The following is an 18,138-nucleotide window of genomic DNA, read 5'->3' as shown; positions in this document are numbered from 1 at the left end:
CCGAACGGCCTAGTCAGGGCACCTTTTTCTGGTTCGATCAAGAGATACGCACTATCCGTGTGACCAGCGGCGCAGTTCGGCAGATAGGGTGGGCTTGTTCCTACCAAGCTGAACGCAAGGAGTCAGTCGTGACGGTTCGTGTAGGTGTCAACGGTTTCGGCCGGATCGGGCGCAACTTCTTCCGCGCCGTGAGGGCCGCCGGCCACGACATCGAGATCGTCGCGTTCAACGACCTCGGTGACGTCGCCACGATGGCCCACCTGCTGAAGTACGACAGCATTCTCGGTCGTCTGGACGCCGACGTGCAGGTCACCGACGAGGGCATCTCCGTCGACGGCAAGGTCATCAAGGCCCTCGCCGAGCGCAACCCGGGCGCTCTGCCCTGGAAGGACCTCGGCGTCGATGTCGTGGTCGAGTCGACCGGCTTCTTCACCGACGCCACCAAGGCCCGCGCGCACGTGGACGAGGGCGGCGCCAAGAAGGTCATCATCTCCGCGCCGGCCAAGAACGAGGACCTCACCGTCGTCATCGGCGCGAACGAGGAGAAGTTCGACGGTTCGCAGACGATCATCTCGAACGCGTCCTGCACCACGAACTGCCTCGCGCCGCTGGCCAAGGTGCTGCACGACAGCTTCGGCATCGAGCAGGGCCTCATGACCACGATCCACGCGTACACGCAGGACCAGAACCTGCAGGACGCGCCGCACAGCGACCTCCGCCGTGCCCGCGCCGCCGCGCTGAACATCGTCCCGACCTCCACGGGTGCCGCGAAGGCCATCGGCCTGGTGCTGCCGGAGCTGCAGGGCAAGCTCGACGGCTACGCGCTGCGCGTGCCGATCCCCACCGGCTCGGCCACCGACCTGACCGTCACGCTCAAGCGCGAGGTCACCGTGGACGAGGTCAACGCCGCGTACAAGGCCGCCGCCGAGGGCCCGCTGGCCGGCATCCTCAAGTACTCGACGGACCCGATCGTGTCGGCCGACATCGTCACCGACCCGCACTCGTGCATCTACGACGCGCCGCTGACCAAGGTCATCGGCAACCAGGTCAAGGTCGTCGGCTGGTACGACAACGAGTGGGGCTACTCCAACCGCCTCGCGGACCTGGTCAAGCTCGTCGCGTCCAAGATCTGAGCAGCGGGAACGGACAGTCAGTGAAGACTCTCAGCGACCTGCTCGCCGAGGGTGTCGCAGGTCGGCGCGTCCTGGTGCGCGCCGACCTGAACGTCCCCCTCGACGGAGACAAGATCACCGACGACGGCCGCGTGCGCGCGTCGGTGCCGACGATCAAGGCGCTCGCCGACGCGGGTGCCCGCGTGATCGTCACCGCTCACCTCGGCCGCCCCAAGGGCGAGCCGGACCCCAAGTTCTCCCTCGCCCCGGCCGCCGCTCGTCTCGGTGAGCTGCTCGGTGCCGAGGTCGCGCTCGCGAACGACCTCGTCGGCCCGTCCGCCACGTCCGTGGTCGGTGCGCTGACCGACGGTGGCGTCGTGATGCTGGAGAACGTCCGCTTCGACGCCCGCGAGACCTCGAAGGACGACGCGGAGCGCGCGGCACTCGCCGACGAGCTCGCGGCGTTCGCGGACGCGTTCGTGTCCGACGGTTTCGGTGTCGTGCACCGCAAGCAGGCCTCCGTCTACGACGTCGCGAAGAAGCTGCCCGCGTACGTCGGCGGCCTCGTCGAGACCGAGCTGGGCGTGCTGCGCAAGCTCACCGACGACCTGGAGCGCCCGTACGTCGTGGTGCTCGGCGGCGCGAAGGTGTCCGACAAGCTCGGCGTCATCGCGAACCTGCTGACCAAGGTCGACCGGCTGCTGATCGGCGGCGGCATGGCGTACACGTTCCTCAAGGCCCAGGGCCACGAGGTCGGCACGTCGCTGCTGCAGGAAGACCAGCTCGACCAGGTCAAGGGCTTCCTCGCGGAGGCCGAGAAGCGCGGCGTCGAGCTCGTGCTGCCGGTCGACGTGCTGGTCACGGCCGAGTTCGGCAACGTCGAGCACGAGGTCGTCGCGACCGACTCGATCCCCGCCGACAAGATGGGCCTCGACATCGGCCCGCAGTCGCGCGAGCTGTTCGCGTCGAAGCTCGCCGACGCCCGCACCGTGTTCTGGAACGGTCCGATGGGCGTCTTCGAGATCGAGACCTACGCCGGCGGCACCCGTGCCGTCGCGGAGGCCCTGGTCAAGTCCGAGGCGTTCACCGTCGTCGGCGGTGGTGACTCCGCGGCCGCCGTGCGTGCCCTGGGTCTGCCCGAGGACGGCTTCTCGCACATCTCCACCGGCGGTGGTGCGTCCCTGGAGTTCCTCGAGGGCAAGGAACTCCCCGGCATCAGCGTTCTGGAGGCCTGAGATGGCAGCGCGTACCCCGCTCATCGCGGGCAACTGGAAGATGAACCTCAACCACCTCGAAGCGATCGGCCTCGTGCAGAAGATCGCCTTCTCCCTGCCGGAGAAGTACTTCGCCAAGGTCGAGGTGGCCGTTCTCCCGCCGTTCGTCGACATCCGCAGCATCCAGACGCTGGTCGACGGCGACAAGCTGCTGATCAAGTACGGCGCGCAGGACATCTCGCAGCACGACTCCGGCGCCTACACCGGTGAGGTGTCGGGCCCGATGCTCGCGAAGCTGGGCTGCCACTACGTGGTCGTGGGCCACTCCGAACGCCGCGAGTACCACGGCGAGACGGACGCGCTGGTCAACGCCAAGATCAAGGCGGCGCTGAAGGTCGAGGTCACCCCGATCTTCTGCTTCGGCGAGAAGCTCGAGACCCGCGAGGCCTCCGGTCACCTGGAGCTGGTCCGCCAGCAGCTGGAGGACGGGCTCAAGGGCTTCACGGCCGAGCAGGTCGCCAAGATCGTGTTCGCCTACGAGCCGGTCTGGGCGATCGGCACCGGCCGCACGGCGTCCTCGGCCGACGCGCAGGAGGTGTGCTCGCTGGTCCGCTCGTTCGTGGCGGAGAAGTACGGCGAGGAGACCGCGGCCGTGGTTCGCGTGCTTTACGGCGGTTCCGTGAAGTCGTCGAACATCGGTGAGCTCATTCAGCAGAAGGACATCGACGGTGCACTCGTCGGCGGTGCGAGCCTTCAGGCGGACGAATTCACCAAGCTGTGCGCTCTGGCCGCCGGCGGCCCTCTACCCTAAGTTGATCTGGATAAACCACTAACCCCAACTGGTTGCACACGTTCGGCAGTCGAACAGGTACTCTGTGGCGTCGGCTGCCTGACAGCGAGGAAGAAATGATCCTGTTCCTGCAGATCCTGTTGATCGTCTCCAGCGTGCTGCTGGTGCTGCTCGTGCTGCTGCACCGCGGCCGAGGTGGCGGCCTGTCCTCGCTGTTCGGCGGCGGTATGCAGTCGAGTCTGTCCGGTTCCTCCGTTGTCGAGAAGAACCTCGACCGCCTGACGCTGTTCGTCGGCGCGGTCTGGATCATCGCGATCGTGGGCATCGGACTGCTGATCAAGCTGCCCGGCGCGGGCAGCTGATCAACCGTTCAGCGGCAGAAGCCCTCAGGGGCTTGGGGTAACCACTTGGTGGGGGTGTAACGGTCGATGTCCGGTGGTAACGCGATTCGCGGTACCCGCGTCGGCGCAGGCCCGATGGGAGAGTCGGAGCGCGGCGAGTCCGCGCCTCGTCGTCGGGTGTCGTACTGGTGCGCGAACGGTCACGAGTCCCGGCCGTCCTTTGCGGTCGACGCTGAGGTGCCGGAAAACTGGGACTGCCCGCGTTGCGGCCTGCCGGCAGGGCGGGACGAGCAGACGCCACCCGCGCCTCCGCGCAACGAGCCGTACAAGACGCACCTTGCGTACGTGAAGGAGCGGCGCTCCGACGCGGACGGCGAGGCGATCCTCGAAGAGGCTCTCGCCAAGCTGCGCCGTCAGCGCGAAGAGCCGTAAGCCAGGCTCGCAGAATTACGCGAAAGGCCCCCGGGATCCGGGGGCCTTTCGCGTACTTCTGGATGGTTGCGGGCGGCGGTTTTAGTGCACGCGGGGACTTTCGTTCGCTTGGAGCGCACGAGAGGGCCCCGCGTGTCGTCAGCGGCGGAGTACGCGGGGAGCTTTCGTACTCTCCTGGAGTACGAGAGGGCCCCGCGTGCGGCTAGCCGCGCAAGCCCGAGAACTGGCGGCGGAGCATTGCTGCTCCTACCAGCAGGAAGAACAGCAGGACCACCAACGTGCTGGTGGTGCCGCCCGACGAGCTCGACAAGGTCACGTCCACGTTGCCCACCAGGACGATGCCGCACTCCGCGCGGACCTTGTGGCGGCCCGGTTCGATGCTTGCGAACTTCACTGGCGACTTGAACTGGCCGTTTTCGTCGGCGACGGTCTGGCCCACGTCTTGGCCCAGCGACTTCAGGGTCACGGGGGCACCCTTGGGGCAGCCCGTGCCGGTTGCGGTCAGGTCCTCGCCTGGCTGGATGTTCTCCTTGTCCAGGATCAGGACGCCCGTGCCGGGGTCGGACGGCTGGCTCGAGGACGAAGTTGTCGACGAGGTCGTGTCCGTGGTCGTCGTCGTGGTGGTGGTCGGGGGAGTGGTGGTGGTCGTCGTCGTGACGACCGGGGGACGCGTCACTGGCGGGTTGGTCACCGGCGGGACCGTCACGGGCGGCTTGGTGGTCGTCGTGGTGGGTGGGGGCGGGACTACCACGCGCAGGGCGGTGCCTGCGGTGCCGCACTTCGTGTTCGACGACGTTGCGGTGAGCTTGTGGCTACCCGCTGTGGTGGCTGCTGGGACGGTGGCGCCTACCGAGCCGCTTGCGGAGGACGTTGCGGTGGCGATCTGGGTGCCGTCGAGGGCGAAGCTGATCGTGACGGCGCGACACGTCACGAAACCGCTCCAGGAGATGGTGATGTTGCCGCCCGCTGTGGCAGGCTGCGGCGCCGCCGTCAGCACGGGAGGGGGCGCAGGCGTGGTCGTCTGCGCGGCCGCCGGTGTGGCGACCAGCACCGTAACACCGGCTGTGCAAGCCACGAGTAAGCCTAAAGACCGCATTCCCTCTCCCCGGATCAGAACCTAAGGTGCGCTAGTGAGACGTCGCTTGGCCGGTGCAGGTTTACTGCTGTGGTGCGGAATTATGCTGCTCCCGTCAACGGCCCTCGCGCAGGACGGGTCGGTTCTGCTCGAGGCCGATGTGGACGGTAGACCGGTTGGAGTAGGGAACCTGGTGCTCGACCCGTCGGCCACCACCAAGGTTTCGGTCACGGTCCGCAACAACACGGACACCGTGCAGCGCGTGAAGACCGTGCGGATCAGCGGGACGGCGCTGGCGTTGACCTTCTTCGCCTACGACACAACGGTTCCGTTCGACGTCGCGCCGAAGTCCTCCGAGACGCGGTCGTTCCCGCTCGAGCCCACGGACCTCGGTTCGCAGGCCATTGGTCTCCTTCCGGTCACGGTCGAGGTCATAGACGTGCAACGGCAAACGATCGCCGAGGTCGAGACGACCGGGGACGTGCGCGGGTCGTTGTGGTCCGTGTACGGGGCGTTCGGCTTGGGCGTGCTCGTGCTGACGGGGCTGTCGTGGGCGGGGGCGCTCATCGCTCTGGCTCGGCGTCGGCTGCCCGCGAACCGGTGGCAGCGGGCGATGCGGTTCCTGCCCGCCGGGTTCGGGACCGGGCTGATCGCGGTGATCTCGTTGTCGGTGCTGCGCCTGGTGGCGCCGTCGCCCACGGCCGAGATCCCGTTCATCGTCGGGGCCGCGGCCGCCGCGTTCATTCTTGGCTATGTGACACCGCATCCGGGTGGGCAGCAACCGTCCGAAGTGGATACCGTGAGGATTCAACGGTGACTGTGTCCAGTGTGGTCGCCGCTCTGCCGGGCTATGCGGTCGGTGAGCAGATCGGCGAAGGCGGGATGGGCGTCGTCTACGGCGGCGTGCACCGTCAGCTCGGCAGGCCTGTTGCGATCAAACGGTTGCCGCACGCGGTGGCCGAGGACCCGCGGATGAGCGAGCGCTTCGAGCACGAGGCGCGGTTGCTGGCGCGGCTCGACCACCCGCACATCGTGCCGGTGTACGACTACGTCCGGCAGCAGGGCGAGCACCTGCTGGTGATGGAACGCCTCGACGGCGGCACGGTCTGGTCGCGGTTCTCCGGCGACGGGCTGACCGCGCAGCAGTCGTGCGGGATCGTGCTGGCCGCGTTGTCGGGCCTGCACGCGGCGCACGAAGCGGGCGTGCTGCACCTCGACGTGAAGCCCAAGAACCTGCTCTTCACCTCGAACGGCGTGGTGAAGGTGGCGGACTTCGGCATCTCCCAGGTCGTGTCGGAGGGTGCGACGCTCGTGACGCACGCCGGCGCGGTGCTCGGCACGCCCGCGTACATCGCGCCGGAACAGGCGATGGGCAACCCGTTGTCGCCCGCGGCGGACGTCTACGCGACCGGCACGATGCTGTACGAGCTGTTGTGCGGCGACCTGCCGTTCGAACGCGGTGGCGGACCGCTGGCGATGATCCAGAAGCGGGTCTACCAGGACCCGCGGCCGTTGCCGAACGTGCCGGAACCCCTTGCGGGCGTGGTGATGCGCAGCATCGCGCGGGACCCGAACGCGCGCTACCGCAACGCCGAGACGTTCGCGATCGACCTGGCCGGGGCGGCGGGTCACCTGTTCGGGTCCGACTGGCTGATGCGCCTGGGAATGCCCGTGCACCTCGCACCCCAGGTGTCGGCGTCGTCCACGCGCCCGTCGCTGCGGCCGGTCGACCGCACCACGGTCTCGCTCACGCAGCAGCCGATCCGCGCCACGCTCGTGGACCCGGTGCCCGCCGCGCGGCTCAGCGGCAGCAGCACGCTGGTACCGGCCTCCGACGTGATCAAACCGCCGTCGTCGCCGTGGTTGCTGTGGCTGGTGGCGGCGATCTCGTTGGTGGCACTGGCGATCGTGCCGTTCGTGGCCACCGGGAACCCACCGGACGTCACCGTCACGCAGGACCTGGCCGACCCCGTGAAGGCCGAGGGCAGTCACCTCGTCGTGACGCTCGCCGGGATTCCGCTCGCGGACGTGCCGCAGCGCGGACCGGACGGGTTCGTGCTGCCGGGTGCGGCGCGGTGGATCATCGGCGGGGTCGTGACGGCGAAGGTCGACGACCAGCCGCCGTTCCTGCTGGAGTCCAGCCAGACACCGTGGCTGAGCCTCATGGGCACGGGCTCGGCGCTACTGCTCCTCTTCACGCTGGCGTACCTGGAATCCAACCTGCGGGCGTTGCGGCGGCGGCAGACCGGGATGGCCGCGGTGATCGCGTCCGTGCCGCTCGGGCTCGGGCTGGGCGTGGCCGTGTGGCTGCTCGTGTCCGTGGTGCTGAAGCACGAGCCGACGATGTCGATCGCGTTGACGTGCGGTGTGCTCGGCGCGGCGGCGGCCCTCAGCGCGTCCCTGGCCTCGAAGCGTCCCTGACCGCCAGCTCGAACAGGTCCGCGAGCTCCTTCGCGTACCGGGAGACGTCGGTGTCCGGCCGGGCCATCAGCTCGGCCGGCGCCGCCTCCATCGCGGCCATCACCGACACCGCCATCACGCGCGGCGCGAACTCCCGCAGCTCACCGGACTCCTGGCCCTCGCGGAACATGTCCTCCAGCTCGGCGAGGGCGAGGGCGTTCTGCTCCTCCGCCCACGTCCGCGCGGCCTCGGCGTCCCGTGCGGCGGCGGCGATCTGGCCGATGGCGACGAGTTCGGCGGGGTGCTCGGCGCAGTAGTGCACGAAGCCCTCGATGAGGGACCTCAGCGCTGAGACGTAGCCGTTGGCGTTCTCTGTGAGCGCGGTCAACGCCTGGTCCATCGAGTCGTGCACGGTCAGCATGACCTGTTTCATCAGCTCTTCGCGCTTGGCGAAGTGGTACGTGATGAGGCCGGGGCTGATGCCCGCACGCCGCGCGATCTGCACGAACGACGCCTTCGCGTACCCGATCTCGGCGATCGTCGCGATCGTGGCCGCCACGATCTGCCCCCGCCGGGCGTCCTCGATGAAGCTGCGCTTCTGGTCGCCCGACCGAATTTCTGGTTGCATGACCAGTAGCCTAGTTGAGCAACTAGTCAGGGGGAACGATGATCAGCCGGAAGGTGTTCTTGAAAGCTGTCGCAGGTGCTGCCGCACTCGCGAGTCTCGGGGAAAGCAGTGCTTCAGCGACGCCGAAACTGCGCGGCGGCGTCTGCTACGACACCGGTGTCCTGCACGCCGTCGGGGATCCGCTGAGCCGTGTCCGGTGGAGCCGTCGGCAGCTGGAACGCGAGATCGGGATGATCGCCGCCGACCTGCGCTGCCCGTCCATCACCGCGTTCGGCACCGACCTCGGCCGCCTCGCCGAGACCACCGACGCGGCGTTGCGCCACGGCATGGAGGTGTTCGTCCAGCCACGCCTCTACGACCATCCGCAGGACGAGATCATCGAGCACATGGCTCAGGCCGCCCGCGACGCCGAACGGAGGCGGCGAGGGGACAACATCACGTTCGTCACCGGCTGCGAGCACTTCCTGTTCACGCCCGGCATCGTCCCCGGAGCGACATTCCTCGAGCGGCTCGAGAACATGCCCTCCATCCCGCAGTCGGAGTGGCCCGCGATCGTCCGCCGGTTCCGCGAGTTCATGGCGAAGGCCGTCGAGGCGACGCGGCGCGAGTTCCGCGGCCGGATCACCTACGGCGCGGCCGCGGGCGCCGACGCGTTGTGGAACGACTGGTCGTTGTTCGACGTCGTCGGCCTCGACTACTACACGTACTTCGACACCGATGCCGAGTACACGCCTGACCTCGGCAGCTACCGGCGCTGGGGCAAGCCGATCATGGTGCTGGAGTTCGGCTGCTGCACGTTCACCGGCGCGGCCCGAGCCGGTGGCCTGGGTTGGGACGTCGTCGACTACGAGGCCGACCCGCCGGTGATCAAGCCCGGCGTCGTGCGGAACGAACGGGAGCAGGCCGACCACATCGCGCGCATGCTCCGTGTGTTCGACACGGAACAGATGATGGGTGCACACCTGTACTCGGTCATCTCACCGGACTCGCCGCACAACCCGACGTGCCGCGATCGCGACTACGACATGGCCTCGTACAGCTTGTACCGCACGATCCGTGAGCGGTTCGACGACGAGGACTCGCCCTACCGGCTGGAGCCCAAGCAGTCGTTCCACGCGTTCCGGCGCTTCAATCGCTGACGACGCGCTCCTTCGGGAACGACGCCGTCACCAGGAAGCCACCGTCCTCGGTCGGGCCCGCGGAGAACTCGCCGCCGAGCAACGTGGCGCGTTCCCGCAGGCCGACCAGGCCGTGGCCGCCGCTGGGCAGCGGTGACTCCGCCGACGGTCCTGCCGCGGTGTTGCGCACCTCGACCAGCACGTTGTCGTCGTACTGGGCGTCGATGAGCACGGTCGCGCTCGCTCCGACGGCGTGCTTGCGGATGTTGGTCAGGGCCTCCTGCACCGTCCGGTAGACGGCGCCGGACACCGGTGCGGCGAGGTCCTCGACCGGCCCCTTGAGCTGGACGGTGACCTCGAAGCCCGCGTCGGCGGCGAGTTCCGGCAGCTCGTCGACGCCCGGCTGGTTGTCCTCCGTGGTGCGTAGGACCGACACGAGCTGACGGAGCTCGTCGAGAGTGCGCGTCGACAACGTGCGGATGGTGCCCGCGACCTGCTTGTGCTCCGCGTCGGCAACGGCCATGCGCAGCGCTCCCGCCTGCATGGCGATGAGGCTGACTTGGTGCGACACGACGTCGTGCATCTCGCGCGCGAGCTTTGCCCGTTCGTCCGCACGGATCGCGTGCGCGTGGAGGACGCGTTCTCTCTCGCGTGACTCGGCGAGCTCCACGATCCGGTTGGACAGCTCCTGCCGTGCGTGGGCCAGCAGGCCGATCGCGATGGGCAGACCGGCGACGAGGAAGCCGTAGATCGCCGAGTGGAAGTGGCCCGACGCCGGCCGGTCGATGAGCTCCTGCGGTGGCCAGGCCACGAACCGGCACAGCCACACCAGTGCGGCCGCGAGGCCCGTCTGCCAGCCGCCGACGTAGCGGCGGGCCACCGAGTACAGGGCGATCATCGCGGCGAGCTGCGACCAGCCGACGAAGAAGCCGGGGATGGTCAGCACGAGCGTGATGAACGGGAACCGGCGGCGCAGCACCAGCGCGCCGACCGCGACCCAGTTGAGCCAGACCTGGTAGCTCTCGATCGGAGGCAGGTCCGAACTCGGGTCGGCCTCCATCCACAGGCCGAGCAGCCACACGTCGAGCACGGCGAAGAAGATCAACGCGAGGTCGACGAGGACCTCGCGGTAGTTGACGCGCGACCGGCGGGAGCCAGCCGCCGTTCGTGCCGACCGTCTGGCCGGGAGCAGCGTCGTGGTCAGGATCCGACCTCCCCTGTGAGCCTTCCGATCCTCACCGTACTGCGCGTATGCGGCGGTTGGCATTGGCTGCCCCTTTACCCCGACCTGCCCCGTCACGTGGATAGACGGCTTCACACGCGAATCTGTACGGCGCTGCGCTCACATATGTGCTACCGCACACGCCCCGAAGGCGCGTGCGGTAGTCACAGCACTGCTAGGGGCACGTCTTCCACGCGAAGTGGTAGGTCGTCTCCAGGTTGCCGTCGGTCGAGTCCATCGTCATGAAGCTCGTCGTCGTGGCCGTGTTGGACGAGCCGCCGTACACCCGCAGCTCGGTGTTGATGTTGAAGTTCCGCTTCTCGCCGCACGGGGCGAACACGATCGCGGCCACCTCGGTCGTGTCGGTGGCCTGCCAGTCGTCGCTGATCGGGCCGTTGTAGCGGTGGGAGATCTGCTCGGTCTGCGACATGCCCTGGAAGTAGTAGTTCGCCTTCTCGATGGCGTAGGCGCCGCGTTCGAGGTGTGCGAAACCTCTGTAGTCGGCTTGGGCGACGCCGTAGGTGAAGCCCTGCGGCACGTTCACCCGGAGGTTGAGCTGGCAGTTCTTGCGCAGGTCGGTGGGCTTCGCACCGACGCCGACCTGGGCCAGGTAGTCGCTGTAGGTGACGGTGAACGCCTTGTTGTCCTCGGACACCGCGACGGCCGCTGTGCCCGCGGGGCAGCCGGAGCCGTTGATCGTGACGATGTCGATCGTGATGTGGTCGGGCGGCGGCGTGTCGTTCGGCGCGCCGGGCGGGATGATGATGGAAGAGGCCAGCAGGGCAGCGGCAACCACGTTGAGCATGGGGCACCTTTCCGACGCATCTCGCAGGGTGGGTGGCGGCGGTGAAGAGGGGCGGCGGCGGCCTTTGCGGAAAATCAGCAGCGCTTCCACGAGAAGTGGTACAGGGTGCGCACTTCTCCGCGCGTGTAGTCCATCGTCATGAAACTGTTTGCATCGGCGTCGGAAGAACCTTTGTCAACGCGCAGCGAGCTGTTGACGTTGAGATTCTTCTTCTCTCCGCACGGTGCGTAGACGATGTCGGCGAAATCGGTGCGGTGAGTAATCGACCAGTTGTCGTCGAAGGGTCCGGTGAAGGAGTGCTTCCACGTGTTGGTGGCCGACTGACCCTGGAAGTAGTAATTCACCCACTGGTACCCCGTCGCGCCGCGCTCGAGGTGTCCGTAGCCGGCGTAGGTCGCTTCCGCTACGCCGTACGTGAAGCCCTGTGGCGTGTTGACCTGCAGGTTGATCTGGCAGTTCTTGCGGAAGTCCGTGGCACCGGCGCCCTTGCCCGCCTGGGCGAGGTAGTCGCTGTAGATCACCCAGAACGAGGTGTTGTCCGGAGAGACGATCACTTCCGCGGTGCCTTGCTTGCACCCGGAACCGTTCACCGTCAGCACGTCGATCGTCACCCGCTCCGCTGGAACCGTTTCGGCGTGCGCGGGTGTGGACGACAATGTGAACAGCACGGCCAGAGCGGCTGCTGCCGTCGCTTTACGCATGAAGTTGGCCTTTCCTGGTGCCTCTTTCTCAGCATGGAGCGGCAGCGGTGCCGCGAAGGTTAGCGCAGACCCTCGACCAATGGTGTGATCCAAATGGCCCAGGTCACACTGATGGAGCAGTTCGTGAAGAATTGCCAAAGGTCGTCCGCCGCCTGGTGCTGAGCGAACGAATAGTTTCCGGCATACTGACGCGCATGTCGCAAGCTGGTCTGGTGCTCGTGGTCGAGGACGAGGACCCCGTGCGGAGGTACACCGTCAGCCTGCTCGAGGAGCTCGGGTTCACCGTGCTGCAGGCCGTCGACGGCGTCGAGGCGATCGCGATCCTGCGCGAACGCAGCACGGAGATCAGCGCGATGCTGCTCGACCACAGCATGCCCGGCCTGTCCGGCGAGGAGGTGCTGGCACAGGTGACGCGCGAGGGCCTCGCCGTGCCGGTGGTCCTGACCAGCGGGTACGACCGCACGTCGCTGGAGCGCCGGTTCGCAGGACACGAGATCGCCGGGTACCTGCAGAAGCCGTTCCGGATCGAGAGCCTGGACGAGGCGGTTCGTCTCGCCGTGGCGAAGCGGGCTCAGGCGTCCTGACGCAGGACCTCGCGCACGCGTTCGAGCAGCTCGGGCTCCGCGTACGGCTTGGTGATCAGCACTTCGCCCTCCAGGACCTCGTCGGTCGTGTACCCGGACATGTAGATCACCGCGGGTGCCGCTCCGGTCGACCGGAGCAGCCGGACGAGCTCGGGACCGCCCATCTTCGGCATCACGACGTCGGTGAGCACCAGGTCGATCGTGCTGCGGTGCGCGGTGGCGAGCTGCAACGCCTCCTGCCCGTCGCCCGCCTCGATCACCGCGTAGCCGGCGGTCTCCAGCGAGCGCCGAGCCATGATCCGCACCTGCGCGTCGTCCTCCACGAGCAGCACGGTCCCCGCACCCTGATGCGAGGTCGTACGGCGCGCACACGGTGCTTCGGTCGTGCCTTCGCGTTCGTGCGGCACGGGCAGATAGACCTCAACGGTCGTGCCCGCGCCAGGTGCGCTGATCAGTTCGATCTGCCCGCCGGACTGCTGCACGATGCCGAACACCGTCGACAGCCCCAGACCCGTGCCCTTGCCGACGGGCTTGGTGGTGAAGTACGGCTCGAAGACCTGCGCCTGCACGTCGGCGGCCATACCGGTGCCCGTGTCGTGCACGCGCATCACGACGTAGTCGCCCGGCCGCACACCGACGATCCGGCCGGTGTCGCCGTGGCCGAGCTCGGCGTCGGCGATCGAGACCGTCAGGGTGCCGCCGTCGGGCATCGCGTCGCGGGAGTTGACCGCGAGGTTGAACAGGATCTGCTCGACCTGGCCCGCGTCCGCCCACACCCGTGCGACGTGCTCCGGCAGGTCCATCTCCAGTTCGATGTGGTCGCCGACGAGCGTGCGCAGCATCGAGTGGACCTTCGTCAGGCTCTCCCTGAGGTCGAGCGACTCCGGGTGCAGAACCTGCTGGCGGGTGAACGCGAGCAGCTGCCGGGTGAGGTTTGCGGCCCGTTCGCCCGCGTGCTGGATGTCCTCGATCGCCGAGCGGCGCGGATCGTCGGGAAGAGTGCGTCGCAGCAGCATCTCGCTGTTGCCGTTCACGACCGTGAGGATGTTGTTGAAGTCGTGCGCGATGCCACCGGTCAACCTGCCGATGGCCTCCATCTTCTGTGCGTGCCTCAGCTGAGCTTCGGTCTCGCCGACACGTTCTTCGAGCCGAGCGCGCGCGTCCTTCAGTTCCTGCATCAACCTGATGCTGCGCAGCGCACTGCTGAGCTGCTGCTGCACGGCCTCGTAGATCCAGCCGGGCTCCGGACCACCCTCCTCGAAGATCACGTACCCGAGGTGGTCCTCGTCGGTGTAGAGCGGGGCGATCAACGCACTGAACGGCTCGTCCCTCCTGAAGGGGTACGGCGTCAGGTTGATGACGGGGAACGGGGTGTCCGGCGAGTCCTTCAGCTCGGTGTTCTCGTAACGGACGAGCGCGCGCGCCGTGCCTGGCGTGTCGTACGCCATGACGTGGCACCCAGGGATTCCGAGGCGAGGGAGCTGATCGGCCAGAGCGTCGGTCAGCTCCTCCACGTCCCGTGATGCGATGAGCCGTTGACCTGCTTCACGCACCGTTTGATCGTGACGCTCGTGTGAGAGGTATCGGAAGCGTGCGTCCGTGGCGAACGCATCGCCCACAAGAAGCTGCACGCGCAGCCACAGGTCGTTGATGAGCGTCGCGTCGCTGATCCGCGCCGTCACGAACCGATGCAGGTCGAACAGCGGTGGCCACCAACGCTCCGGTTCGCACCCGGCGCGCGCGCTCGCGCGGATGTACTCGGCCAGCAGCTTGAGGAACTCCGCGCCCTCGACCTCGCCGCGGCCCGCGGCCATCAGTTCGACGATGAGCTGCTCGGCCCACCCCTCCGGCAGCTTCGCCGACAGCGGTCCGAGCGAGTCGCGCAGGTGGTCGGCCACCGTGGACGCGGTCGCGGACTCGTTGATGTTCAGCCGGCCGTGCGCGGGGGCGTGGTCGCCGAGCCCCGACGGCAGGCAGCCGCACGACCGCCGGACGATCAACTCGGTCGGCATGATCTGGCGCCGGCGCGTGGGCTCGCCGCGCACCAGGGCCAGCGCCAGTTCCGCGGCCCGGAAGCCCATCTCGTGGAACGGCGCCCTCACCGTGGTGAACGCAGGTGTGGCCGCGTCGATGTTCACCTCGCGGCGCACCCTGGACGGGGGACTGCCGCCAGTGGTGGTGATGTAACCGAGGTCGTGCGTGCGAACGTTCGTGTGGTTGTCGTATCCGACGACGGCAACGTCTTCTGGCGTGCGGAGGCCCATCTCCTCCAGCGCTGACACGACACCGATCGCGTAGTCGTCGTTGGCGGCGGCGATGGCGTCCGGAGGCTCGTCGACCTTCGCGATCATCTTGCGCACCGCGTCGGCCGCACCGTTCGGTTCCCAGATGAACGAACCGGGCAGCGTGACGATCGAAGGATCCGGCGCGATCCCGTGCTTGCGCAACGAGTCCAGGTAGCCCTGGAACCGTTCCTGGGCTCCAGCATGCGTCAGCGGACCGCGCACGAACGCGATCCTGCGCTTGCCGTGCACCTCGATCAGGTGATCAACGGCCTGTTCCATGCCATCGCGGTTGTCCATCAGGATGGTTGGCCACTGGGCGAGGGACGTCTCCACACTTACGATCGGCATCGGTGCGTAGCGCTTCACGTACTGCTGCATGCCTTCGGCCCCGATGAGCTGCCCTACGCGCGTAGTCCACACCACGAGCGCATCGACCCGGTTCGGCGAAATCAGGTCGTACACCGTGTTCGCCCGACGCTTGTGCGGATCCGGGTGGTCCAGTTCGCTGCCCACGAAGCACACGAGGTCGCAACCGAGGTGCTGGGCGCCGTCACTCACACCGCGCCACTGCTCGCCCGCGAGCTCGATGAGCGGGCCAGCGGTGATCATCCCGATGGTGGGACGTCGCTTCGCACTGCCGTTTGCCACAAAACCCCCGCTACTCAACGCGATTCGGGATGATACGCGTTGTCGGGGGGAATGCCTGCCGCGTTACCTGGGGGAATTGGTGAACGGTGTTCGGGACGGCCTGGCGAGCAACCCCGCTCTGCCGCCCCCGCTCGTGGACCGTCTGATCGTGGTGGCGGACCCGGTTCAGAGCACTGACCTGGCCCGTCGCGCCGACCTGGAGCCGCACCACGTGCGCGCCCTGCTGGCAAAGGACGACTCCGCGGTCACGTGCGCGCTGCTGGAGAAGGGCTGGGTCGCACCGGCGGACGTGCCGACGTCGAACCCGTTGGTGGCACTGGTCGTCACCGCTCACCCGGACGCCGATCCCGACCTGGCCCGCCGCCTCTCGTCGCACCCGGACGCCCGCTTCTGGCTTCCCGAGCAGGCCCACCACCTGCCCGCCGACGTGGTCGAACGCCTGGCCTGCGACGAGGACGACCAGGTGGTGGCCCAGCTCGTCCGCTTCCACGCGCTCCCGGCTCCGCTGGCCGACGAGCTGAGCCGCCATCCGAGCCCCGAGGTGCGCAAGGCCTTGGCCGCCAGCCCGCACACACCTCCGAGAACGCTTGCGCGCCTGATGGATTTCGCCCGCGAGCTCGCCTCGAATCCCGCGACACCGCCCCCGATCGCCGCCGGCCTCGTGCACCACCACGACGCCCGCTACTGGCTCGCCGCCCGCACCGACCTGCCTCCCCACGTCTACGAAGAGCTGGCCGCGGAGGTCGAGCCCGGCATCCTGACGCAGCTCGCCGCCAACCCCGCCGTGCCGGTGGAGGTCCTGCGCCAGCTCACCGGAACTCCTGCGCTGCTGCGGAATCCCGCCCTGCCGCTAGACCTCGTGGTGCACATGGCCGGGGCGGCGCGCATCGGCCTGCTGCCGCGGGTCGCCTCCGCGTCGGAGGAGGAACTGCGGACGTTGGCGGGCGCCACCGCTCCCGCGCGAATGCTGGTGGCGTGCCGTGAGGACCTGCCCTTGGACCTGTTCCAAGACCTTGTCCTGGATCCCGGTGTGGCTCAGGCGATTGTGACGAATCCGCTGGTGACAGTCGATCAGTTGACGCAGCTCGTCGAACGGCACGGGCCGCCGTTGTACGCGCGGGCAGCGCTGAACCCGTTGTGTCCGCCGGAGTTGTTGCACCACATGGCTTCGCGGGCCTCGTCGGAAGAGACGTACCGCGCGATCGCCCGGCATCCGCGCACGTCAGGGGAGACGTTGTTGCTGTGCTTGGGGGATGCGCAGGCCCGGTACGCCGCGGCGAGTCATCCGAACCTGCCGGTGGAGACGATCGTCGCGTTGCTGTGGAGTGAGTTCACGGCCAGTGCGGCGGCCGCGAACCCTTCGTTGCCGGTGCACGTGATGGAGGCCCTGCTCAGCTCCACCACTTGATCAGGTTGGTCTGCTCCTTGCGCACCTCGTACCCGTTGGCCGCGTAGAACTTCCGCGCGTCCACCCGGTTCTGCCCGGTCACCAGCCGCACCCCGCACGCACCGTCCGCGCGCGCCCACTCCTCCCCGGCTGCGAGCAGACGCCGGCCCACGCCGCGGCGCTGGTGGCGCGGCGAGGTGGCCAGGGTGATCAGGTTCTTCAACGGCCGGTGGTAGGTGTTCTCGTAGTCGCTGAGCTGGATGTAGCCGAGGACGTCCTCGCCGTCGACGGCCACGAGCAGCACGATGTTGGGGGCCTTGACGATTCGTTCGAGCTGGGCCCGCGTGTCCTGCACGGGGAAGTCGTATCCCAGCGCCTCGCGGTTGATCTCGCTGATCGCCGCGGCGTCGTCGGCCGTCACGTCTCGGATGTGCATGGAGCCATCGCATCACAGTGGGCGGTACGGGCGAATCGGCTGGACACAAACGGGATTCGGCTGGAACGCTCGCGCAGGGGTGGTGACGATGCGAGCATCCCGGCGATTTCACGTGGGCGCCGTGGCCGAGCTGCTGCTCGGGGTGCCGACGGTGCTGAGCAGCCTGCTGTTCGTGGCGGTGCTCGGGCGGGCGGTGAGCCAGGACGAGTGGTGGGTTTTCCCGGTGGTGTGGCTGGTTTCCGGCGCGATCGTGTTCGTGCCGGCCACGGATCGGGTGCTCGCGGCGCTGGTACACCGGCTCAGGAAGCCCACCAGGACGGAGAGCGCGGCGCTGCAGCCGTTGCTGGAGGACGTGTGCGCCACTGCGGGGGTTGATCCGCGCCGGTACTGGTTGCGGATCCAGAACTCCCGCGAGATCAACGCCATGGCGGTGGGCGGGCACGTGGTCGGGGTGTCGACCGCGGCGCTCGGCCTGCCACGAGAGCAGCTGGAAGCGGTGCTGGCGCACGAGATGGGGCACCACCTCGCGGGGCACACGATGATCTCGTTGGTGCGGTGGTGGTACGAGCTGCCGGCGCGGACGGTGATTCTCGTGGTCGTCCTGGCCGGGGCGGCCGTGCTCAAGATCGGGCAGGTGCTCGGGGGCACGGCGACCGTCGTGTCGCGCGTCGTCGTGGTGGCGTTGGGGATCGCCGCCGTGCTGGCCAGTCCGTGGTTGTTGCTGGTGCCGGTGATCGCGCCGCTGGTGGCGTTGACGAGCAGGCGCGCCGAGCTGCACGCGGACCGGGTCGCCGCCGAGCTCGGGTACGGGCCGCGGTTGCTGGAAGTGTTGCAGCGGTGGATCAGGGAGGGGCACGACGACATCCGCGCGAGGGCCGGCCTCAGGGCGCGGATGCTTGCCTCGCACCCGTCGTGCGCGCAGCGCATCACCAAGTTGCAGCGAAAAGGATGAACGGCGCA

General features: G+C 68.1%; 18 protein-coding genes. 11 read left to right on the top strand and 7 right to left on the bottom strand.

Annotated elements, in window-relative coordinates; genetic code table 11:
* Positions 1–128 precede the first annotated feature (128 nt).
* The 5 genes from gap to ACFOWZ_RS35910 all read left to right on the top strand — a co-directional run bounded on the left by gap (position 129) and on the right by ACFOWZ_RS35910 (position 3,889).
* Entirely contained in the window at positions 129–1,133 is a 1,005-nt protein-coding gene (gene gap, locus ACFOWZ_RS35930) for a type I glyceraldehyde-3-phosphate dehydrogenase (protein WP_030470273.1), read from the top strand.
* Positions 1,134–1,153: 20 nt separating this feature from the next.
* Positions 1,154–2,347 carry a phosphoglycerate kinase gene (locus tag ACFOWZ_RS35925; RefSeq protein WP_382378398.1) on the top strand — a complete coding sequence of 398 codons (1,194 nt, stop codon included), beginning with the start codon at positions 1,154–1,156 and terminating at the stop codon, positions 2,345–2,347.
* Position 2,348: 1 nt separating this feature from the next.
* Positions 2,349–3,137, top strand: a complete 789-nt coding sequence (gene tpiA, locus ACFOWZ_RS35920; RefSeq protein ID WP_382378397.1) for a triose-phosphate isomerase — start codon at positions 2,349–2,351, stop codon at positions 3,135–3,137.
* Between the two features lie 95 nt (positions 3,138–3,232).
* Positions 3,233–3,478, top strand: coding sequence for a preprotein translocase subunit SecG (gene secG / locus ACFOWZ_RS35915; protein ID WP_030470276.1), 246 nt, complete (start codon positions 3,233–3,235; stop codon positions 3,476–3,478).
* A 66-nt stretch (positions 3,479–3,544) separates the two neighbouring features.
* Entirely contained in the window at positions 3,545–3,889 is a 345-nt protein-coding gene (locus tag ACFOWZ_RS35910; protein WP_030470277.1) for an RNA polymerase-binding protein RbpA, read from the top strand.
* Between the two features lie 202 nt (positions 3,890–4,091).
* Here ACFOWZ_RS35910 and ACFOWZ_RS35905 read toward each other — a convergent pair whose 3' ends face one another.
* Positions 4,092–4,940: a hypothetical protein gene (locus tag ACFOWZ_RS35905; RefSeq protein WP_382378396.1), complete on the bottom strand. Its 849-nt coding sequence runs from the start codon at positions 4,938–4,940 to the stop codon at positions 4,092–4,094.
* Between the two features lie 127 nt (positions 4,941–5,067).
* On the opposite strand from ACFOWZ_RS35905, the gene ACFOWZ_RS35900 reads away from it, so the two are divergent.
* Both ACFOWZ_RS35900 and ACFOWZ_RS35895 read left to right on the top strand, forming a co-directional pair.
* The gene (locus tag ACFOWZ_RS35900; protein ID WP_382378395.1) at positions 5,068–5,781 is read left to right on the top strand and encodes a hypothetical protein; all 714 of its coding nucleotides are present in this window, start codon (positions 5,068–5,070) and stop codon (positions 5,779–5,781) included.
* Positions 5,778–7,385: a serine/threonine-protein kinase gene (locus tag ACFOWZ_RS35895; RefSeq protein ID WP_382378394.1), complete on the top strand. Its 1,608-nt coding sequence runs from the start codon at positions 5,778–5,780 to the stop codon at positions 7,383–7,385. The genes ACFOWZ_RS35900 and ACFOWZ_RS35895 overlap by 4 nt, the downstream gene beginning before the upstream one ends.
* Here ACFOWZ_RS35895 and ACFOWZ_RS35890 read toward each other — a convergent pair.
* Positions 7,354–7,992 (bottom strand): TetR/AcrR family transcriptional regulator, encoded by a 639-nt coding sequence (locus ACFOWZ_RS35890; RefSeq protein ID WP_382378393.1) that lies wholly within the window; start codon positions 7,990–7,992, stop codon positions 7,354–7,356. The two genes, ACFOWZ_RS35895 and ACFOWZ_RS35890, sit on opposite strands and share 32 nt — an antisense overlap.
* Positions 7,993–8,030: 38 nt before the next feature.
* Here ACFOWZ_RS35890 and ACFOWZ_RS35885 point away from each other — a divergent pair, with 38 nt between their 5' ends.
* Entirely contained in the window at positions 8,031–9,131 is a 1,101-nt protein-coding gene (locus ACFOWZ_RS35885) for a hypothetical protein (protein ID WP_382378392.1), read from the top strand.
* Here the strand turns inward: ACFOWZ_RS35885 and ACFOWZ_RS35880 are convergent.
* The 3 genes from ACFOWZ_RS35880 to ACFOWZ_RS35870 form a co-directional block, all read right to left on the bottom strand.
* The gene (locus ACFOWZ_RS35880; RefSeq protein ID WP_382378391.1) at positions 9,121–10,377 is read right to left on the bottom strand and encodes a sensor histidine kinase; all 1,257 of its coding nucleotides are present in this window, start codon (positions 10,375–10,377) and stop codon (positions 9,121–9,123) included. The two genes, ACFOWZ_RS35885 and ACFOWZ_RS35880, sit on opposite strands and share 11 nt — an antisense overlap.
* A 130-nt stretch (positions 10,378–10,507) precedes the next feature.
* Positions 10,508–11,137 (bottom strand): DUF4360 domain-containing protein, encoded by a 630-nt coding sequence (locus ACFOWZ_RS35875; protein ID WP_382378390.1) that lies wholly within the window; start codon positions 11,135–11,137, stop codon positions 10,508–10,510.
* Positions 11,138–11,211: 74 nt separating this feature from the next.
* Positions 11,212–11,838: a DUF4360 domain-containing protein gene (locus ACFOWZ_RS35870; protein ID WP_382378389.1), complete on the bottom strand. Its 627-nt coding sequence runs from the start codon at positions 11,836–11,838 to the stop codon at positions 11,212–11,214.
* A 194-nt stretch (positions 11,839–12,032) separates the two neighbouring features.
* On the opposite strand from ACFOWZ_RS35870, the gene ACFOWZ_RS35865 reads away from it, so the two are divergent.
* Positions 12,033–12,422 carry a response regulator gene (locus ACFOWZ_RS35865; RefSeq protein WP_382378388.1) on the top strand — a complete coding sequence of 130 codons (390 nt, stop codon included), beginning with the start codon at positions 12,033–12,035 and terminating at the stop codon, positions 12,420–12,422.
* Here the strand turns inward: ACFOWZ_RS35865 and ACFOWZ_RS35860 are convergent.
* The gene (locus ACFOWZ_RS35860; RefSeq protein WP_382378387.1) at positions 12,410–15,316 is read right to left on the bottom strand and encodes a substrate-binding domain-containing protein; all 2,907 of its coding nucleotides are present in this window, start codon (positions 15,314–15,316) and stop codon (positions 12,410–12,412) included. The genes ACFOWZ_RS35865 and ACFOWZ_RS35860 overlap by 13 nt on opposite strands.
* A gap of 118 nt (positions 15,317–15,434) precedes the next feature.
* Here ACFOWZ_RS35860 and ACFOWZ_RS35855 point away from each other — a divergent pair, with 118 nt between their 5' ends.
* Positions 15,435–16,763, top strand: a complete 1,329-nt coding sequence (locus tag ACFOWZ_RS35855; RefSeq protein WP_382378386.1) for a hypothetical protein — start codon at positions 15,435–15,437, stop codon at positions 16,761–16,763.
* Here the strand turns inward: ACFOWZ_RS35855 and ACFOWZ_RS35850 are convergent.
* The gene (locus ACFOWZ_RS35850; protein ID WP_382378385.1) at positions 16,747–17,178 is read right to left on the bottom strand and encodes a GNAT family N-acetyltransferase; all 432 of its coding nucleotides are present in this window, start codon (positions 17,176–17,178) and stop codon (positions 16,747–16,749) included. The genes ACFOWZ_RS35855 and ACFOWZ_RS35850 overlap by 17 nt on opposite strands.
* Positions 17,179–17,266: 88 nt before the next feature.
* Between ACFOWZ_RS35850 and ACFOWZ_RS35845 the strand changes: the two genes are divergently transcribed.
* Positions 17,267–18,130: a M48 family metalloprotease gene (locus ACFOWZ_RS35845; RefSeq protein ID WP_382378384.1), complete on the top strand. Its 864-nt coding sequence runs from the start codon at positions 17,267–17,269 to the stop codon at positions 18,128–18,130.
* The last annotated feature ends 8 nt before the right edge of the window (positions 18,131–18,138 follow it).

The sequence above is a fragment of the Lentzea rhizosphaerae genome (assembly GCF_042649515.1).
Lineage (GTDB): Bacteria > Actinomycetota > Actinomycetes > Mycobacteriales > Pseudonocardiaceae > Lentzea > Lentzea aerocolonigenes.
The sequence above is the reverse complement of the archived record's forward strand: the minus strand, read 5'-3'. Positions and strand labels throughout refer to the sequence as shown.